The sequence below is a fragment of the Stappia sp. ES.058 genome, assembly GCF_900105595.1.
In the GTDB taxonomy this organism is placed as follows: domain Bacteria; phylum Pseudomonadota; class Alphaproteobacteria; order Rhizobiales; family Stappiaceae; genus Stappia.
The window spans coordinates 4,251,973-4,269,566 of the sequence record NZ_LT629784.1; the positions used below are offsets into that span (position 1 = coordinate 4,251,973).

The 17,594-nt window shown below is 67.1% G+C and carries 13 protein-coding genes; 8 read left to right on the forward strand and 5 right to left on the reverse strand.

The genetic code is table 11. The features are described from left to right. Positions 1 to 7: 7 nt before the first annotated feature. Both BLU32_RS19860 and BLU32_RS19865 read right to left on the reverse strand, forming a co-directional pair. A complete protein-coding gene (locus tag BLU32_RS19860) occupies positions 8 to 2,401 on the reverse strand; it encodes a transketolase (protein ID WP_093809828.1) in 2,394 nt (797 codons plus the stop codon). A gap of 164 nt (positions 2,402 to 2,565) precedes the next feature. Next, the gene (locus BLU32_RS19865) at positions 2,566 to 3,771 is read right to left on the reverse strand and encodes a methionine gamma-lyase (protein ID WP_093809830.1); all 1,206 of its coding nucleotides are present in this window, start codon (positions 3,769 to 3,771) and stop codon (positions 2,566 to 2,568) included. A gap of 147 nt (positions 3,772 to 3,918) precedes the next feature. Between BLU32_RS19865 and BLU32_RS19870 the strand changes: the two genes are divergently transcribed. Further along, positions 3,919 to 4,371, forward strand: coding sequence for an Lrp/AsnC family transcriptional regulator (locus BLU32_RS19870; protein ID WP_093811374.1), 453 nt, complete (start codon positions 3,919 to 3,921; stop codon positions 4,369 to 4,371). Here the strand turns inward: BLU32_RS19870 and BLU32_RS19875 are convergent. Next, positions 4,343 to 4,735 (reverse strand): MmcQ/YjbR family DNA-binding protein, encoded by a 393-nt coding sequence (locus BLU32_RS19875; RefSeq protein WP_093811376.1) that lies wholly within the window; start codon positions 4,733 to 4,735, stop codon positions 4,343 to 4,345. The two genes, BLU32_RS19870 and BLU32_RS19875, sit on opposite strands and share 29 nt — an antisense overlap. 121 nt (positions 4,736 to 4,856) lie before the next feature. Between BLU32_RS19875 and BLU32_RS19880 the strand changes: the two genes are divergently transcribed. The 7 genes from BLU32_RS19880 to BLU32_RS19905 all read left to right on the forward strand — a co-directional run bounded on the left by BLU32_RS19880 (position 4,857) and on the right by BLU32_RS19905 (position 11,417). After that, positions 4,857 to 5,438 (forward strand): NADPH-dependent FMN reductase, encoded by a 582-nt coding sequence (locus BLU32_RS19880; RefSeq protein WP_093809832.1) that lies wholly within the window; start codon positions 4,857 to 4,859, stop codon positions 5,436 to 5,438. A gap of 202 nt (positions 5,439 to 5,640) precedes the next feature. Further along, complete coding sequence (locus BLU32_RS22120) at positions 5,641 to 6,294, forward strand: aminodeoxychorismate/anthranilate synthase component II (RefSeq protein ID WP_197673654.1); 654 nt, start codon at positions 5,641 to 5,643, stop codon at positions 6,292 to 6,294. Positions 6,295 to 6,445: 151 nt separating this feature from the next. After that, positions 6,446 to 8,296, forward strand: coding sequence for an aminodeoxychorismate synthase component I (gene pabB, locus BLU32_RS19885; protein ID WP_244501884.1), 1,851 nt, complete (start codon positions 6,446 to 6,448; stop codon positions 8,294 to 8,296). Continuing rightward, complete coding sequence (locus BLU32_RS19890; protein WP_093809834.1) at positions 8,293 to 9,357, forward strand: hypothetical protein; 1,065 nt, start codon at positions 8,293 to 8,295, stop codon at positions 9,355 to 9,357. Before pabB ends, BLU32_RS19890 begins: the two co-directional genes overlap by 4 nt. Continuing rightward, on the forward strand, positions 9,317 to 9,607 hold the full coding sequence (locus BLU32_RS19895; protein ID WP_093809835.1) for a chorismate mutase: 291 nt from the start codon (positions 9,317 to 9,319) through the stop codon (positions 9,605 to 9,607). The genes BLU32_RS19890 and BLU32_RS19895 overlap by 41 nt, the downstream gene beginning before the upstream one ends. Next, a complete protein-coding gene (locus tag BLU32_RS19900; RefSeq protein WP_093809836.1) occupies positions 9,604 to 10,176 on the forward strand; it encodes a hypothetical protein in 573 nt (190 codons plus the stop codon). The genes BLU32_RS19895 and BLU32_RS19900 overlap by 4 nt, the downstream gene beginning before the upstream one ends. A gap of 53 nt (positions 10,177 to 10,229) precedes the next feature. After that, positions 10,230 to 11,417: an MFS transporter gene (locus tag BLU32_RS19905; protein WP_093809838.1), complete on the forward strand. Its 1,188-nt coding sequence runs from the start codon at positions 10,230 to 10,232 to the stop codon at positions 11,415 to 11,417. A gap of 8 nt (positions 11,418 to 11,425) precedes the next feature. Here BLU32_RS19905 and BLU32_RS19910 read toward each other — a convergent pair whose 3' ends face one another. Both BLU32_RS19910 and BLU32_RS19915 read right to left on the reverse strand, forming a co-directional pair. After that, on the reverse strand, positions 11,426 to 15,661 hold the full coding sequence (locus tag BLU32_RS19910; protein ID WP_093809840.1) for an SDR family NAD(P)-dependent oxidoreductase: 4,236 nt from the start codon (positions 15,659 to 15,661) through the stop codon (positions 11,426 to 11,428). Then, a complete protein-coding gene (locus tag BLU32_RS19915; protein WP_093809842.1) occupies positions 15,651 to 17,564 on the reverse strand; it encodes a non-ribosomal peptide synthetase in 1,914 nt (637 codons plus the stop codon). Before BLU32_RS19915 ends, BLU32_RS19910 begins: the two co-directional genes overlap by 11 nt. Between the last annotated feature and the right edge of the window lie 30 nt (positions 17,565 to 17,594).

The window sequence follows — 17,594 nt, forward strand, 5'->3', positions numbered from 1 at the left end:
TCACTCCTCAAATCGGGTTCGCCAGCCTGACGGGCCGTCCGGGTGCCAGTTCCGAGGCGGCGGCGACGATGGCGTCGGCATCGATCCCGAAGTGGTGATGCAGGTCCGCGATCGTTCCGGTCTGGCCGAAGTGCTCCACGCCGAGCGCTGCCGTACGGTGGCCGCAAACCGAGCCGAGCCAGGCGAGTGTCGCCGGATGGCCGTCGATCGCCGTGATCATCGTGCAATGGGCGGGAAGCGGCGCAAGAAGCCGTTCGATGTGGCTCATCGCCCCCCGGCTACCGCGCTTGCGCATGCGCATCGCCGCGTGCCAGCCGGCGTTCAGCCGGTCGGCCGAGGTCACCGCCAGCACGCCGATGTCGCGCCGGTCGGTGCCGATGCGCCCCGCAGCCTCGATCGCTTCCGGCCCGACGACGCCCTGATAGGCAATCACCACCTCGCAGTTGGGGCCGGGTTCGCGCAGCCAGTAGGCGCCGTCGATCACGCCCTGGCGAAAAGCCTCGTCCTCGCGCCGCGCGGGCTGTTCCAGTGCCTGGGTCGAAAGCCGCAGATAGACCGATCCGCCGGTCTCGTCGCGCAGCCAGGTGCGCTCGTCCGGGTCGCCCTCGCCGTCGCGCTGCATGTAGTCGAAGCTCCAGTCCATCAGGATCGACAACTCGTCGAGCCATGCGGGTTCGAAGGCGGCCAGCCCGTCCTGGCTCATGCCGATCAGCGGGGTGGCGACCGACTGGTGCGCGCCGCCTTCCGGCGCCAGCGTCACGCCCGACGGCGTGCCGACCACCAGGAAGCGGGCGTCCTGGTAGCAGGCGTAGTTGAGCGCATCCAGTCCGCGCGAGATGAAGGGATCGTAGAGCGTGCCGACCGGCAGGAGGCGTTCGCCGAAGAGCGAATGCGACAGGCCGGCGGCCCCCAGCAGCAGAAACAGGTTCATCTCCGCGATGCCGAGCTCGATGTGCTGGCCCTTGGGCGAAAATCCCCATTTCTGTGTCGAGGGGATGCGCTGGTCGCGGAAGGTGTCGGCCATGTCCTCGCGCGAGAACAGTCCGCGCCGGTTGACCCAGGGGCCGAGGTTGGTGGAAACGGTCACGTCCGGAGAGGTGGTGACCACGCGCTCTGCCAGCGGATGATCGGATTTCGCCAGTGCGTCCAGGATCTTGCCGAAGCCGGCCTGGGTGGAGAGCACCTTGTCGTCGAGGAACTGCGGCCCCGGCGTCGCGACATGCGGCGAAGCATGCCGGCGCGCGCCCTTGGCGAAGAACGGCGTCTTCTTGACGAAGGCGTCAAGCTCGGCGGACCTCATGTCGAGGCCTTCCGCAGGCTCCCATTCGTGCCCTTCGCGCACGCCCATGGCATTTCGGAAGGTCTCCATCTGCGCCGGCGTCATCAGCCCGGCGTGATTGTCCTTGTGTCCGGCGAGCGGCGTGTTCCAGCCCTTGATCGTATAGGCGAGGAAGGCGACCGGCCGGTCGTGCTTTGCCTGTTCGGCGAAGGTCTGCGAAAGCGTCTCGACGCAGTGGCCGCCAAGGTTGGTCATCAGTTCGAGAAGCTCGGCGTCGGAACGCCGCTCGATCAGCGCCGTCACCGGACCCTGGTCGCCGATGTCGTCCAGAAGCCGATTGCGCCACGCCGCCCCGCCCTGGAAGGCGAGCGCGGAATAGAGCTGGTTCGGGCAGCTGTCGATCCAGTCGCGCAGCGCGTCTCCGCCCTCTTCCGCGAAGGCTTCCTGCTGCAGCGCGCCGTGTTTCACGAGCACCACGTCCCAGCCGAAGGCGCCGAAGATCGCCCGGATGCGGCCGGCGAGGCCTTCGCGCACGACGCCGTCGAGGCTCTGGCGGTTGTAGTCGATGATCCACCAGGTGTTGCGCAGCCCGTGCTTCCAGCCCTCCTGCAGCGCCTCGTAGACATTGCCCTCGTCAAGCTCGGCGTCGCCGACCAGCGCCACCATGCGCCCTTCCGGCCCGGGTTTTGCCCAGTTCTTGGCGCCAAGATAGTCCTGAACCATCGAGGCGAAGGCCGTGATCGCGACGCCGAGACCGACCGAGCCGGTGGAGAAATCCACGTCGTCGACGTCCTTGGTCCGGCTGGGGTAGGACTGCGCGCCGCCATAGGCCCGAAACGCCTCCAGCTTGTCGCGGGTCTGGTTGCCGGCGAGATACTGCATGGCGTGAAACAGCGGCGAGGCATGCGGCTTCACCGCCACCCGGTCCTGCGGCCGGAGGCTGGTGAAATAGAGCGCGGTCATGATCGACGCCATCGAGGCGCAGGAGGCCTGGTGCCCGCCCACCTTCAGTCCGTCCGGGCTTTTTTCGCGCAGGTGGTTGGCGTTGTGGATCGTCCAGCAGGAAAGCCACAAGAGTTTGCGCTCGATCTGCTTCAGACGGGTCTTGGCGGGCGTCGTCATGAAAATGTCCTCTCGTGCGTCGCACCTCGTTGTGTCTGACGATAGGACGGGAGCGCGACAATTTCAGGCCAATTTCGGCAAGTTTTCGATCAATAACGGCAATTCTTGTTCCAGAATTTGCCGATATTGCACAGCATTTTCCCGAAATCGCGCAGTTTCATGGCTCAGGCGGCCTGCGCGCGCAGGCGGTCGAGTGCCGCCGAAACATCCGCGAGAATGTCGTCCCTTGTCTCGAGACCCGCCGACAGGCGGATTAGCCCGTCGGGGATATCATGGGCGGCGCGCTCCTCCGCCGTATAGGTCGAATGGGTCATGCTTGCCGGATGCTGGACCAGCGTTTCGGCATCGCCCAGGCTCACCGCCCGCCGTGCAAGCGACAGCGCGTTCATGAAGCGGATGCCGGCGGCCATGCCCTCGGCGAGCTCGAAGGCGACCATGCCGCCGAAGCCCGGCATCTGCCGTGCCGCGAGATCATGCTGCGGAAAGCCGGCGAGGCCCGGATAGTGCACGACCGACACCGCCGGATGCTCGACCAGCAGTTCGGCGATCGCCATTGCGTTTTGGCAATGCCGCTCCATCCTCAGTTCCAGTGTCTTCAGCCCGCGCAGCACGAGGTGGGCTGTGAGCGGCGCCATCACGGCCCCGGTCATGTCCTTCAGCCCGACGAGCCGCACCTCCTGCATGTCCTCGGCCGACCCGGCAGCAAGGCCCGCGACGAGATCGCCGTGTCCGCCCAGATACTTGGTGGCGGAATGCACGACGATGTCGGCGCCAAGCTCGAGCGGCCGGGTCAGCACCGGCGTCGCATAGGTGTTGTCGACGACGACGCGGGCGCTGGCGGCATGGGCGACCTTGGAGACCGCCGCGATATCGACGAGCCGCATGTTCGGATTGGCCGGGCTTTCGAAATAGACGATCCGGGTTCGCTCCGAAATCGCGGCTTCAAGCGTCTTCGGGTCGCGCAGGTCGACATGGGTGACGGTGATGCCGAATTTCGCCAGGCCGTGCCGGAAGAAGGCAAAGGTGCAGCCGTAGAGCGTCTTGTCGACGATGATCTCGTCGCCCGGCGCGAGAAAGCTCCACATCACGGCGGTGATCGCGCCCATGCCGGAGGCGAAGGCGACGCCGGCCTCGCCGCCTTCCAGATCCGCGATCCGCTCTTCCAGCAGCGCCAGCGTCGGGTTGGAAATGCGGCTGTAGACATGGCCCGCCCGCTCGCCGGCGAACATTTCGCCGCCCTGTTCTGCCGTGTCGAAGGCGAAGGTCGAGGTCATGTGAACCGGCGGCGTCAAGGCGCCGTCATTGGCAAGCGGATCGTAGCCGTGGTGGATGGCGCGTGTCGCGAAACCAAGGGGCGTGTTTTTCAGCATGGGTCAGATCCTCACCGGACAAGAGACAGGCCCGCCGCCGGCGGGCTTTCCTGTGGCCAAGGTAGGGCTTGCTGCCTGCGCGTTTCTGGCGAAATATGCCACTTCAACATTATGCTTTGGCAGATCCTGCCAATCAAAGGGGCTTTCATGGACGAAATCGACCGTAAGATCATCCGTGCCCTCCAGCGAAATGGCCGGTTGAGCAACCAGGACCTGTCGGACAAGGTGGGCCTGTCGCCCTCGCCCTGTCTGCGCCGGGTGCGCAATCTGGAACAGGCCGGCGTGATCGACGGCTATGCCGCGATTGTGGATCAGGAAGGCTACGGGCTGCCGGTCACCGTGTTCCTGCAGGTGCGTCTGGAACGCCACGCGCAGGACAGCGTTGGTACCTTCGAGGCGGCCGTGGCACGCATCGACGAGATCATGGAATGTTACCTGATGGCGGGCGATCGGGATTATCTCCTGCGGGTCGTCGTCGCCTCGCTCGCCGACTATGAGGATTTCATCCGCAGGCGGATCCACAAGATCCCCGGCATCGCCTCGCTGGAATCGAGTTTCGCCTTTGGCGTCGTCAAGCGCAGCCAGGTGCTTCCGGGATAGCGGTCGGGTCGCAGAGGCCGAGATCCGCCCGCTGCTTGCGCGTGAGTTTTGCCGCGATCAGCCTGTGCGCCTCGCTCAGATAGGCGCGGATATCGTCATCGCTCAACGCATCATTGGTGCGAACCTGCACCCATTTGGCCCGCGCAAGATAGGGCGCCGGCACCACGCCGTCGCGCTCGCACAGCATCTGCGAGGCGAGGTCGGAGCACTTGAACGCGATGGCTTCCTCGCTCACCGGACCCCAGGTCGAGCACAGGGCAAAGATCTTCCCGCCGACCTTCCAGACCGATGCGCCGCCCCATTGAACCACACTTGTCGCGCCAGGGAGCGCGCGGCAATACGCGTTGAATTGTGCCCGTGTCATCATCTTCGCCATTCGTCTTCAAGATTGCACTGGTCAAGCCTCGCATCCTGGTTATATCAGCATCACAGGCTGTCCCCGGACGTTGCGGGACTCCACGCGAAAAAGAACTGCGAGGTATTTCATGAAAGACGTTCGTATTCTCGTTTTCTCCGGCTCGACCCGGTCGGGATCCTTCAACACGAAGCTCGCCGAACTGGTCGCCAAGCGCGTGGACGCCGCAGGCGCGCAAGCGACACACCTCTCGCTCGCCGACTATCCGATGCCGATCTACAACGGCGACATCGAAGCAGACGAGGGTGTTCCGGAAAACGCGAAGGCGCTGAAGGAGGTGATGCAGGCCCATCATGGCGTCTTCATCGCCAGCCCCGAATACAACACCTCGATTTCCCCGCTGCTGAAGAACACGCTCGACTGGGTGTCGCGGCTGTCTGGGGACGACGAGCCGCCGGCGGCGGCCTTCAAGAACCGGGTGTTCGCGCTCGGGGCCGCCTCTCCCGGCGCATTGGGCGGAATCCGGGGGCTGATGGGGCTGCGCACGATCATGGAAATCGGCTATGGCGCCCTGGTCATCCCGGAAATGTCGACGGTCCCGGGCGCCGGCTCCGCCTTCGAAGACGACGGGGCGCTGTCGGACGCGCGCGCCGCCGGCCTGCTTGATGGCATGGTGAAGCGGTTGATTGACGAGGCGGCGTTGAGGGCCTGACCGGTTCCGCCGGGCCGGATCGCGATCCGGCAATAGCTCTGAGACAATGCGCGCATTGCGCGCATAAATTCAAAAAGTAACTTAGACGTTTATATCTATGGCTTGATACCTTGAGGGTGACTTTCCGGCCCCGTTTTGACGATTTGGAAGCGGGGTCGGAAAATAGCATCTGGCAATTTGCCAAACTCCCTCGAGGATAAGTATGTCTAAAAATACGGTTGGCGGGACCATAATTGTAGACAACTATGATTCATTTACATTCAATGTTGCGCAGATTCTGGCGGAAATTGCCGGAGAAGAGCCGGTTGTTCTTCCAAATTCTGTTCCCTGGCGTGAAATCCGGAAGATCCCGCATCGTCGGATCATCCTTTCGCCCGGTCCGGGTGCTCCGTCGCGTGCGGCCGATGTCGGGTCTTCCATGGATGTCCTGCGGTTCGCGGAGTGCCCTGTGCTCGGCATCTGTCTCGGGCATCAGTGTCTTGTCGCGCATTTCGGCGGCGATGTCGGGCGGGCGCCCGAACCGTTCCACGGGCGCATCAGCCGCATTCACTGCCGTCCCGACCCTCTCTTCGCCGGATTGCCCGCCGCTTTCGACGTGACCCGCTACCATTCGCTGATCGCGCATCGACCGCTTCCCGACTGCCTCGAGTGCATCGCCGAGACCGGAGAGGGACTGGTCATGGCTGTGCGGCATCGTCTCCGGCCACTCTGGGGTGTGCAGTTTCATCCCGAATCGATCTGTTCCGAGCAGGGCGCGGCCTTGCTCGCCAATTTCGTTCGGCCGGTCCCCTTGCGCCAGGCTGCCGGCCTTTCCGGCGCGGTCCGTGCGGCGCGTCGCGAAGCGGAAGCAGTCTGACATGGCCGATACGATCGATCCACCGGCGCCCGCGCGTGCCGCGACATTCGAGGCGGTCTGGCGCAGCACGGCACAAGCGACGTCCGCGGAGGCCGCGTTCGTCCGCCTCTTCGGTGAGGCTGAAAATGCCTTTTGGCTCGACAGCAGCCTGATGCTTCGGGGACTGTCGCGCTTCTCCTTCATGGGCGATGCCTCCGGCCCGTTTGCCCGCTCCGCGATCTTTCACGATGGCGGCCAGTCCGCAGAGGTCCGAGACGGCCGGGGCGAGGCGGCGCCAAGACCGCTCGGCAAGTCGGTGTTCGAATATCTGGAGGAATTCCACCGCACGCCGGCCGTTCATACACCTGCGGGTCTCGACTGTCCCTTCGTCGGCGGGCATGTCGGGTTCTTCGGATATGAACTCAAGCGCCTGACCTGCGGCGCGGCCGCGCATGAGGCCCCGACCCCAGATGCGGCCTTCCTGTTTGCCGACCGCCTGCTGGCGTTCGATCACCGCGACGGCATCGTGCATGCAATTGCGCTTGCAAAGGCGGGCGATGCGGCGGATCGGGATGCAGCGCAACAGTGGGTGGAGGAAACGATTGCCGCGCTCGGGCAGGTCCGCGAGCCCGCGCCGCCGGCGCCGGAACCCGCCGGGACCCCACCGCGATTTCGCCTGCGCCACGACCGGGCTGCCTATCTGGCACGCATCAAGACCTGTCTTGAGGAAATCGCGGCCGGCGAAAGCTACGAGATCTGTCTCACCAACACCCTTGAGGCGGAGGTGGATCTCGATCCGCTCGATCTCTATCGCATCTTGCGCCGCCGCAATCCCGCGCCCTATTCCGCCTTTCTCAGGTTCGGCGATCTTGCGATTGCCAGTTCCTCTCCGGAGCGCTTCCTGCGCATCGACCCGGACGGCAGCGTCGAGACCAAGCCGATCAAGGGGACGGAACGGCGTGACAGCGATCCGGCCCGCGACGCGGCCATCGCCGAAGGGCTGCGGCTTGACGAGAAGAGCCGCTCGGAAAACCTGATGATCGTCGACTTGATGCGCAACGATCTGGGGCGGGTGTGCGAGACTGGCTCCGTGCATGTGCCGAGCCTGATGCATGTCGAAAGCTATGAGACCGTGCATCAGCTCGTCTCGGTGGTGCGCGGCCGCATTCGCGCCGGCGAAAGCCCCGTGAGCTGCATCGCGTCCTGCTTTCCCGGCGGCTCGATGACCGGCGCGCCCAAGGTGCGCACGCTGGAGATCATCGACCGGCTCGAAGAGGCCGCACGCGGCGTCTATTCCGGGGCGATCGGTTATCTGTCGCTGACGGGCGCGGTCGATCTCAACATCGTCATCCGAACCGTCGTTTGCACGCCGGGCGATGTGTCCATCGGTTGCGGTGGAGCAATCGTCTATCTCTCCGACCCGCAAGCCGAGTTCGACGAGATCCTGCTCAAGGCGCAAGCGCCGATGGCGGCCGTCGCCGAGGCGGCCGGAGCTGCGACCGATACGCCTCCACAGGTGGCAAACGCCGGGCAGGACCGACCTGACTTGGCCGTAAACGGCGGGATTCGCGCGCCCCGCAGGGAGGAAGCGGCGGCGGTCGGCGCGGCCGTCGAGGCGTTGCTGCGCGAACTCGGCGGGCCCGGGCCGCAGTTTCGAGCCGAGGCGACACGCGCCGTGTGCGAAGGCTTCTGCGAAAACGAACGCGACGGCTTCATCCGCATTGCGGAAACCGAAGGCGGCGACATTGCCGGCGTCGCGCTCGTCTCCGTGGTTCGGGCCGCGCGTACCTCCGGCGACTACGCCGTGCTGCAGGAGCTCTGGGTGGACGTGGGTGCGCGCGGCAGCGGTGTCGGTGCGGCCCTGCTTGCGGCGGTTGACGCGGAAGCGCGACGCCGTGGCCTGCCGCAGGTGGAGGTGTCCCTGCCGAAACCCGGCCATCCGCATGCCGAACGGCTCCAGGCGTTCTACGCCCGGGCCGGATACGCGCCGGCGGGCCAGCGCATGCGGCGGAGCCTGGCATGACGCGGACCGGGCTCCTGATCTTCGATGTGGCGCATCGCACCGAACCGCGCGCCTCGATCCGAACCGCACGCGGCACGCTCACGCCCTCCAACGAGGTGGCCGAGCGCACCGCGCGCATTCGTGCCGGGATCCTGAGGGCGACGGGCGCGCGTGCGTACAGCGCGGGAGTCCCGCCGGAAGCGACCCGCAGGCTGCGCAGCCTTTTGCCGCTGGCGCATGATCCGGCCTATCTGGCGTTTCTTGAGCATGGACCGCATCCGGCAGAGGCCGCAATCACGCCGCAGGGCCGGATCTTCGCTGCGCCCGGCGTTGAGCAGGACACGCCGGTGGGTGCCGATTCCGCCGACCGGGCCTTGGCCTCCGCAGCGACGGCCGTTGCCGCCGCCGTCGCGCTCGCACGCGGGGAGGCGGATCATGTCTATGCGTTGTGCCGTCCGCCGGGACATCACGCCGGGCGGCGCTTTTTCGGCGGCTATTGCTTCTTGAACAATGCAGCGCTTGCGGCGCTGGCGCTGCGCCGCCAGAGCGGGGCGCGGGTCGCGGTGATCGACATCGACTATCACGCGGGAAACGGCACGACGGATTGTCTGGCCGCCCATCCCGACATTGCGGTGCTCAGCTGCCACGCGTCCGGCGAGGACACCTTCCCGCATCAAGACGATCCGCTGCCGGCGCATCCTGCGCATGTGTTCCATGCCTTTGGCGAACCGCCGGATGCGCAAGCATATCTGGCCGTGGTGTCCCGTCTTGTCGGCGAGGCCGTCGCGGGCGGCGCCGAAACGCTGGTGCTGTCGCTCGGCTACGACGTGATCGACGGCGATCCGCATGGCGGCTGGCGGCTTTCACCGGATGTCTTTGCCGGGGTGGGGGAGATCCTGCGCGTAAGCGGACTGCCCGTTTGCGTCGTGCAGGAAGGCGGCTACCTGCTGTCCGCGCTGGAGGGCTGCGCCGCGCAATTTACCAAGGGTCTCATCGGGCCTCCAGCCGATGCGGCACCCGACACAAGGGAGAGCGGAACGGATGACGGCCGACACGCAAAGCCTGCTGGCGCCCTATCGTGACCAGCTGAACGAGATCGACGAGACGCTGGTCACGCTTGTGGCCGAGCGGCTGACGATCTGCGCGCAGGTGGCGCACACCAAGCGCCGTCACGGCATCGCCATGATGCAGCCCGACCGGGTGGAGGAGGTGAAAAGCCGTTGCGCGAAGCTGGGCGCGGACCAGGGTCTCGATCCGGAGTTCGTTCGCGCGCTCTACGGCCTGATCATCGGCGAGGCCTGCGCGCTGGAAGACCGGATCATCGAGCGATGATCCGCTTTCACACACTGGGTCCGACGGGGAGTTGCCACGAGCACGCGCTGAAGCAGTATCTCGCCTTCCAGGGGGTCGATGCGGCCGACATCGTGCTGTGCGACGATCTGGTCGCGGCGGCGGCGCGCGCGGTGGAAGAGGGCGGCTCCTATCTGCTTCAGTGCAGCGCGCACCTGAATGTGCATCAGGTGACGGAGCGCTACCTAGGCCGGCTGCATGTGGTCGACACCTTCATCCTGCCGACGCAGGAAATGGCGCTCGTCAAGTGCCGCGACGTCGCCGTGCCGCAGACCCTCGGCGTGCCCGAACCTGCGCTTGGCTATGTCAACGAGGCGGACTGGCGGAAGATCACCTTCGAGACCACCAAGCCCGTCGTCGAAGAGGGACTGCTCGCCGGGCGTTACGAGGCCGGCGTGGCCTACACCCGTTCCGCGCGCGACCATCCCGAAACGCTCGAGGTGATGCGGGTCATCGGCGAGGTGGTCACCACCTGGATCGTCTATGGCCCCACGCCGCGCTATCGCGGGAAGCTCATGGGAAACAACTATCCAGAGTTGCATTCGGGGTAAGGCTGTGATCGTCTTGCCGACGGTATCTGTGACACCTGCGATGACGGAGCGACATGAGCGGTAGCGGATCGAAGACGCTGGGCGGGACCTCGCGCCAGACGGTGCTGTTGGCGGCGCTGGGCGTGGGGGCCGTCGCCATTGGAATGGACACCTTCGTGGTGATCGGCGTTCTTAACGAAATCGCCGCGAGCCTCGAGATTCCGGCAACGCGGGCCGGACAGCTCGTGTCCGTCTATGCGCTTTCCTACGCCGTCTTCGCGCCGCTGAGCGCCTGGCTGCTGCGCGGGCTCGACCGGCGCCGGGTGATCCTGCTGGCCATCGGCTTTTTTCTCGCCGGCAATCTGGCCTGCGGATTGGCCACCGGGTTTCACCAGATCGTGGCCGGGCGGATCGTGTCGGCGCTGGGGGCTGCGATCTTCACGCCGGTCGCGACCGCGCTCGCCTCCGATCTGGTGCCGCCGCACCGCAAGGGCGCGGCACTCGCCGTGATCTTCGGCGGCATGACGGTCGCCCAGGCGGCCGGCATTCCGCTCGCGACCCTGATCGGCCAGATGTTCGACTGGCGTTACGCATTTTACTTCGTCGTCGTGCTGGGCCTCGTCGCGCTCGCCATCCTGGCGCCGCTGATGGGGCGTCTGCCCGTCGGCGCGGCCGCACCGGACACCGCGGCCGCATCGCGCGCGCTGACGCCGGTGACCGCCGGTCTCCTGCTGGTAACCTTCCTGATCGTCTTGTCGGAATTCGTCGTCTACACCTATGTGAGCGTGATCCTCGCCGGGACGTCCTACGCCGGCGCGCCGATCCTGCCGGCGGTGCTCCTGGCCTATGGCATCGGCGCGCTCGCCGGCAATTTCGCCACCGGGATCCTGACCGACCGGCTCGGCCCGCTGCAGGTGCTCATCGGCGCGGTCGCGGTGCAGACCGCGCTCCTCGTCGCGCTCGTCATGTGGCGTGACGCGGCGCTGGTGACGGTGGTGGTCGGTTTTGTCTGGGGCATCGTCAGCTACATGTATCTGGTGCCGATCCAGCACCGCCTGCTCAGCCACGCCGGCGGGGGCGGTGCGCTGATCCTGTCGCTGAACAGTTCGCTGATCTACGTCGGCATCTCCGCCGGCGCCTGGCTCGGCGGCGTCGTGCTCGACAGGGTCGGCATTCCGTCGCTGGCGCTGGTCGCCGGTGCGCTCGGCACCGTGGCGCTGGTCGCGGCGATGGTCTTCATGCGACGGCCGGTGATCGAGTAAAAAGCCGGCTAAGTTTCCATTCCTTCCGCCTGTGCCTCGCAGAGCCGGGTCATGTCGGCCACCGTCAGCGCCTTGAAGGCATCGGCGGTGGGCACTGAAATCCCCGTGCGTTGCCGGATCAGGTCGATCACGTCGAGCATCATCAGGGATTCCCCGCCGAGTTCGAAGAAATTGTCCTCAAGGCCGAGATCGTCGCAGCCGAGCACCTCCGCGAAACAGGCGGCAACGGCACCCGCAAGGCTGCCGGCTGCTGGAGCGGCGGGCGTCTGAGCCGTCGCCGGTGAAGGAGAAGGACCCCTTGGGGCCGAGGGGACGTCTTTTTCATCCGTCTCTTGCGACGACGACACCGATGGAGCGTGCCGAGGCGTTGCGGTGTCGGACAGCCCCGGCCGGTCGGCGAGCCGCACCGTCGAAATGGCGTGCTCGCCGGCGCCCGCAGCCGCCGCAAGCGCGAGCACGGCCGCGCCTTCCGACGGTTCGATTGCCCAGTCGGTGCCGCCCGCGCCGATGGTCTTGTCGCGCGACGGCACGTGCCAGGTGTCGTAGTTCACTGTGATCCACTCGGCTTTCGAACGGCCCGCGAGCCTCTCGCGGGCGGCCACGGCATCCATGTGGCGGTGGCCGGCTGCATGCGCGCCGTAGCTCAACCCGCCGACGAAACACGACAGGCTGGAACACAGGAGCACCTTGCCGACGGGCGTTTTTGCCACCGCATCGGCGAGTGCGCGCATGCCAGCGACATGCGGCACCAGCAGGTCGGCCGCAAGCTCCGGCGGCGTGTCGCGGATGAACTTCAGGTGGTCCGCATCGACCACGCCGGCGGCATGGATCACCGTGTCGATCGTTTCGCTCTCTGTCCGTGCCTTGTCCAACAGTTGCGAAACCGCCTGGCTGTCGGCAAGGTCGGCGGCATGCAGCGAGACATGCGCGCCGCTGCTCAGGAGCGCTGAGAGCGCCGCCACACCCGCATCGCGCACCGCGCCCGAGCGTGAGGCGAGATAAAGGCGTGCGTCCGGGTCCTCCCGCGCGATTTCGCCGGCGAGCGCAAGGCCGACATGGCCGGTTCCCCCGAAGATCACATGCGCGCCGCCGCCTCCCCAGGGAGGCGCGTGGGTCGTGGCGGATGCGTCGGCGTCTTTCGGCCTTGCCGGGACCAGCTCCGGCACGAAGCGCGCCCGTCCGCGCCAGGCCACCTCCGTGTCCTCGCCCGGGTCGTGCAGCTCGTCGAGGATTTTCTCGAGCGTTTGCGCCTGTTGTGCCGGGTCGGCGGCGCTGCCTGCGTCCAGGTCCAGCGTGCGGGCCTGGAGTGTCCGGTGCTCCTGCGCGATCACCCGCGCCAGCGCTGAAAGCGGCGCGGCCTCGGCCGCGATGGATGGATCGCCTGGAAGATGCTGCGCGCCCTGCGTGACGAACCACAGGCGATGCGATGCCTTTTGCCGTCCAAGCGCCCCGGTCAACGTCAATGGCGAGAGCACGCTTGCCGAAAGGGCCGGGTCGGGCGCGGAACTGTCGCACCACAGGTAGATGAGGTCTCGCCAAGCCACGCCGTCGCGCTCCAGCGCGTCGAACAACCCGTCAAGGGAGGCGCTCTCCTGCGGATTGACGGTGAAGCGGTCCTCTCCGTCTTGTGCAAAGCGCGATCCGGGGCGGACCTCGATGACGCGGCCGGTGCTCGTCCCGCGCAGCGCATCGACGAGTGCCTGCTGCCACGGCATGTCGCCGACGAAGACAAGCCGGGCGTCCGGCGCCGCGTCCCCGCTTGCAAGGATCGCGTCATGCGGCGCCGGCAGGCGGGCCGGACGCCAGCGGCGCAGGTGAAACCAGTCCGCGATGTCGGGTTGTTTTCGTGGCTTTGCCTGCGCCTCCGACGGTTCGGCGGGGCGCGACGCGGCCGGCTTTGAGGTGCGGTTTGCCGCCAGGTCCGCCAGGCCGTAGGTCTTGCGCTCATAGGCATAGCCGGGCAAGGGCACCAGCCGGGCTTGGCTGGGGCGCGGCAGGGCCTCGAGCCGGATCGACGCGCCGGCTTGCCAGAGCCGTGCGGCGGCGGCAAGGAAATGCGCCTGTGCATCGGCGGCGGATGCTGCGCTGGGCAGGCTGGAGACGACCATCGGCAGGGTCGCCGGCGTGGCCTCGATGCGCAGGAGATCCGACAAAAACCCGCCGGGTCCGATTTCGATCACCGGCCGGTCCTGGGACAGGCAATGCGCGGCAAAGCTTGTCACGGGCCGTTGCGGCATCGCGCGGTTCGCCGCGCGCGCACGGTCCCTGCCAAGACATAGCGCGGCGCCCAGCGGTTCCAGGATTTCGACGCCCTCGGACACCGCGGCCTCCGCCGCGAGCGGCACCAGCCTTACCTGCGGCGACGGCGCGTGCGGTTGCGATCCGATCTCGGCGGCGGCCTCCTTGAGCCGGGCCGCGCGTGTCTCTGCCGGACCCACGCTGGCCGCGAAGAGGTGGCGGGCGAAGAGCCGCCCGGGACCGGTGCCGACACAGGCGCCGGGCGAAAGACCGAGATCGCGCCACAGCGCGAGCAACGCATGCGCCAGCACGAAGGCGTCGGCCGTGTCCGATGCGGTTCCCGCTGCAAGCGCGGCACGGGCCTCGGCGCAGGCCTCGCGAAACGCCGGGAATGCCGCGACGAGGGGCAGATCCTCCGGGGGCTCTTGGCCGGCGCGACCGGAAAAGACGAAAAGCGGTTGGGTCCAAGGTCCGGTGGGCGTTTGCGCCGGGGCGAGCGTGGAAAAACGCCGCGCCGCGTCCCTCGCATTTGCCGCCACCACGGCGGCGCGATGGGCATATTCGCGGCGTCCCTCGCGCAGCGTCCGTGAGGCATCGCGAATGTCGAGCGTGGGATCGGCGGCGAGGGCGGATCCCAACGTCTCCAACATCCGTTTCAGGGCGGTCGCGGTTCCGGCGGAGACAGTGAGGATTGCGGGCGCGTCCGAGCGCGGGCGCGTCGGCGCTTGCGGCGCTTCCTCCAGGATGGCATGGGCGTTGGTGCCGCCGAAGCCGAGCGCGCTGATGCCGCCACGGAGGGGAAAATCCGGGCTTTCCCAGTCTTCAAGGGTCGTTGGAATGCGAAAGGGGGTCTTGGCGAAGTCGATCGCCGGATTGGGGGTCTTGAAGTCGGGCGCCGGCGGGATCTTGCGATGGTGCATCATCAGCGCGAGCTTGATCGTGCTGGCAACGCCGGCGGCATGCACCGTATGGCCGATGTTGGCCTTGACCGAGCCGAGCGCGCTGATGCCGGTCGCCTGAGTCTTGAGGCGAAAGGCGCGGGTCAGCGCCTCGACTTCGATCGGATCGCCGAGAAGCGTGCCGGTGCCATGCGCCTCGATGTAGGACAGGGTCTGCGGGTCGACGCCGGCAATCTCCTGCGCCAGCGCGATGGCCTCCGCCTGGCCGTCGATGCCGGGCGCGGTGTAGCTCATCTTCGACGCGCCGTCGTTGTTGATCGCGGAACCGCGGATCACGGCCCAGATGTGATCCCCGTCGGCCAGCGCGTCGTCAAGCCGCTTGAGTGCGATCACGCCGACCCCGTCGCTGGAGACCATGCCGTCGGCGCGGGCGTCGAAGGGGCGGCAATGGCCGGAAAGCGAGAAATGCAGGCCTTGCTGGGTGCGGTAACCGAATTCTTCGGCGGTCGCGACGTTCACCCCGCCGGCGAGCGCCATGTCGCTGCTGCCGGACAAGAGGCTCTGGCAGGCCAGATGGATGCCGACCAGCGAGGAGGAACATGCGGTCTGCACCGCCATGCTCTCGCCGCGCAGGTCGAGCCGGTAGGACACGCGGCTTGGCGCATATTCCGCGTAATTGGAACTGTAGGCGAGGCTGCGCTCCGCCGGCGAGCGAACGATCTGCAGCAATTGTTCGTGATAGCGGTTCTGGCTGCAGGAGGCATAGACGGAGATCGCGCCGTCGAAGCGCGCGGGATCGCAGCCGGCGTTTTCAAGCGCCGCATGGCTCGTCTCCAGAAACAGCCGGTGCTGCGGGTTGAGGTAGCAGGCTTCGCGCGCGGGAAGGCCGAAAAGGGGCGCGTCGAAGCCTTCGGGTTCGCTGACGAGGCCCCGCACCGGCTGGTAGCCGGGTTCCGCGCGCGCCGGATCGCGATGGAGCATGTCGCGCCCGGCGCACAGCGCCTCCCAGAAGGACGCAAGGCCGTCGGCGCCGGGAAACCGGCACGCCATGCCGACGATGGCGACAGCGGTTTTTGACCCGGTATCGGCAGTTGCATCATGTGTCACGGCGGACCTCCATCATGCGTGGCGGGCGGTTGCGCGCGCGCAGGCGCCGCCCGACCCGTCGGCGCAGGGCCTCGTTGCCCGGCGTGTCTTCGCCGTTTCCCGCGCGCCCGGTGTTGAGCCGGCTTTGCAGATGGACGGAAAAATCCATCAGCCGCGGGTGATCGAAGAGCGCCGTCACTGCGATCTCGGTCCCCAACTCACGCTCGAGCGCCTGTTGCACCTTGGTCAGCAGCAGCGACGTGCCGCCAAGTTCGAAGAACGTCTGCTCCCGGCTGCAGTCGGCGAGGCCCAGACACTCGCACCAGATCCGCGCGATCCGCGCTTCCAGGCCGGGGCACGGCGCGGCGCTCGTGCCGCCGGCGGGCAGGCGGGAGGCCGCATCGGGGTGCGGCAGTCGCTTGCGGTCCAGCTTGCCGTTGGGAGTGAGCGGCAGCGTGGGGAGCGCCAGAAAGAGAGAGGGGATCATGTAGTCCGGCAGGCTTTGGCCAAGAAACGACCGCAACTCTGCCGTGGTGGGCGTGGATCCCTCTTCGGCAACAAGATAGGCGCACAATCCGCTCTCGCCGGAGGGTAGGGATTGCATTGCGCAGGCGGCCTGTCGCACCGTCGGGTGACGCTCCAGCGCGGCATTGATCTCCGGCAGTTCGACGCGGTGGCCGCGCACCTTTACCTGATCGTCGCGCCGGCCGAGAACGTCATAAAGCCCCTGTTCGGTGCGTCGCGCCAGGTCGCCTGTGACATAGACTTGCCGCGCTGGATCGTGCGGATGCGGCCGGAACGCCGCCTCCGTCAGTTCGGGCCGGTTGTGATAGCCGGGCGTCAGCCGGGTGCCGGCGATGTGCAGAACGCCGGTGTTTCCCTCGCCAACGGGCTGCCCGTCGTCGTCGAGAATGAAGAGTTCGTCGCCGCCGATGGGGCGGCCGACCGGGATACGCAGCGCATCCGCTGCGAGATCGCGCGGCACGCGGAAGCAGCAGGTGAAATCGCTGTTTTCGGTCGGGCCGTAGCCGTTGATTACGGTGATGTCGGGCACGGCGTCATAGAGCAGGCGCACATGGTGCGGCGATAGCGGTTCCCCGCCGAGCACCAGTTGCCGGACGCCGGAAAAGATGCGGGGATCCTCTGCGGCGATGCCGTTGAACACCGACGGTGTCAGCCACAGCGTGGTGATGCGGTGATCGGCAATCGCCGCGCCGAGCGTCGCGGCCGTCGGGACCCGCTCGCGGTAGAAGACAAGTTCCGCGCCGTTTGCGAGCGCGCCCCAGATATCGAACACCGAGGCGTCGAAGGCAATCGGCGCGGTCTGCAGGAAGCGGTCGCCCGGCCCGGCCGAATAGTAGTCGTTGCCGAACAGCAGTCCGTGCACGCCGCGGTGCAGGATCGGAACCCCCTTGGGCCGGCCGGTCGAGCCGGAGGTGTAGATCATGTAGATCGGGTCATCCGCGCCGATCGCCCGGTTGGGAGCAAAGGTCGCCGGTTCGGCCCGCGCATCGGCGGGGGTGACGGTCAGAACCGGCAGGTCGGGCGCGTCGAGGGCGCGGCTGCCGTCAGTGAGGATCGCGGCGCATTGGCAGTCGTCCAGCATGAAGCGGATGCGCTCGGGCGGATAGGCGAGATCGACCGGAACATAGACCGCGCCCGCCTTCATCGTGGCCAGCATGGCGCAGACGGCAACGGCGGAGCGTTCGAGCACCAGTGCGACGCGGTCGCCGCGTTGCACGCCGAGATCGATCAGCGCGCCGGCGGTCGCATTCGCCCAGGTGTCCAGATCGCGGTAGCTCAGCGAAAGCGGGCCGTCCCGGATCGCGGGCGCATCGGGAGCGATCCGTGCATGGTCCTGGACATGCGCATGCACCGGCCGGGTCCGGGTCACGTCGGGTTGCGTGGGCTCGTGATGCTTCATCGGATCGTCCTCCGGTTGGGATGCGGCCCT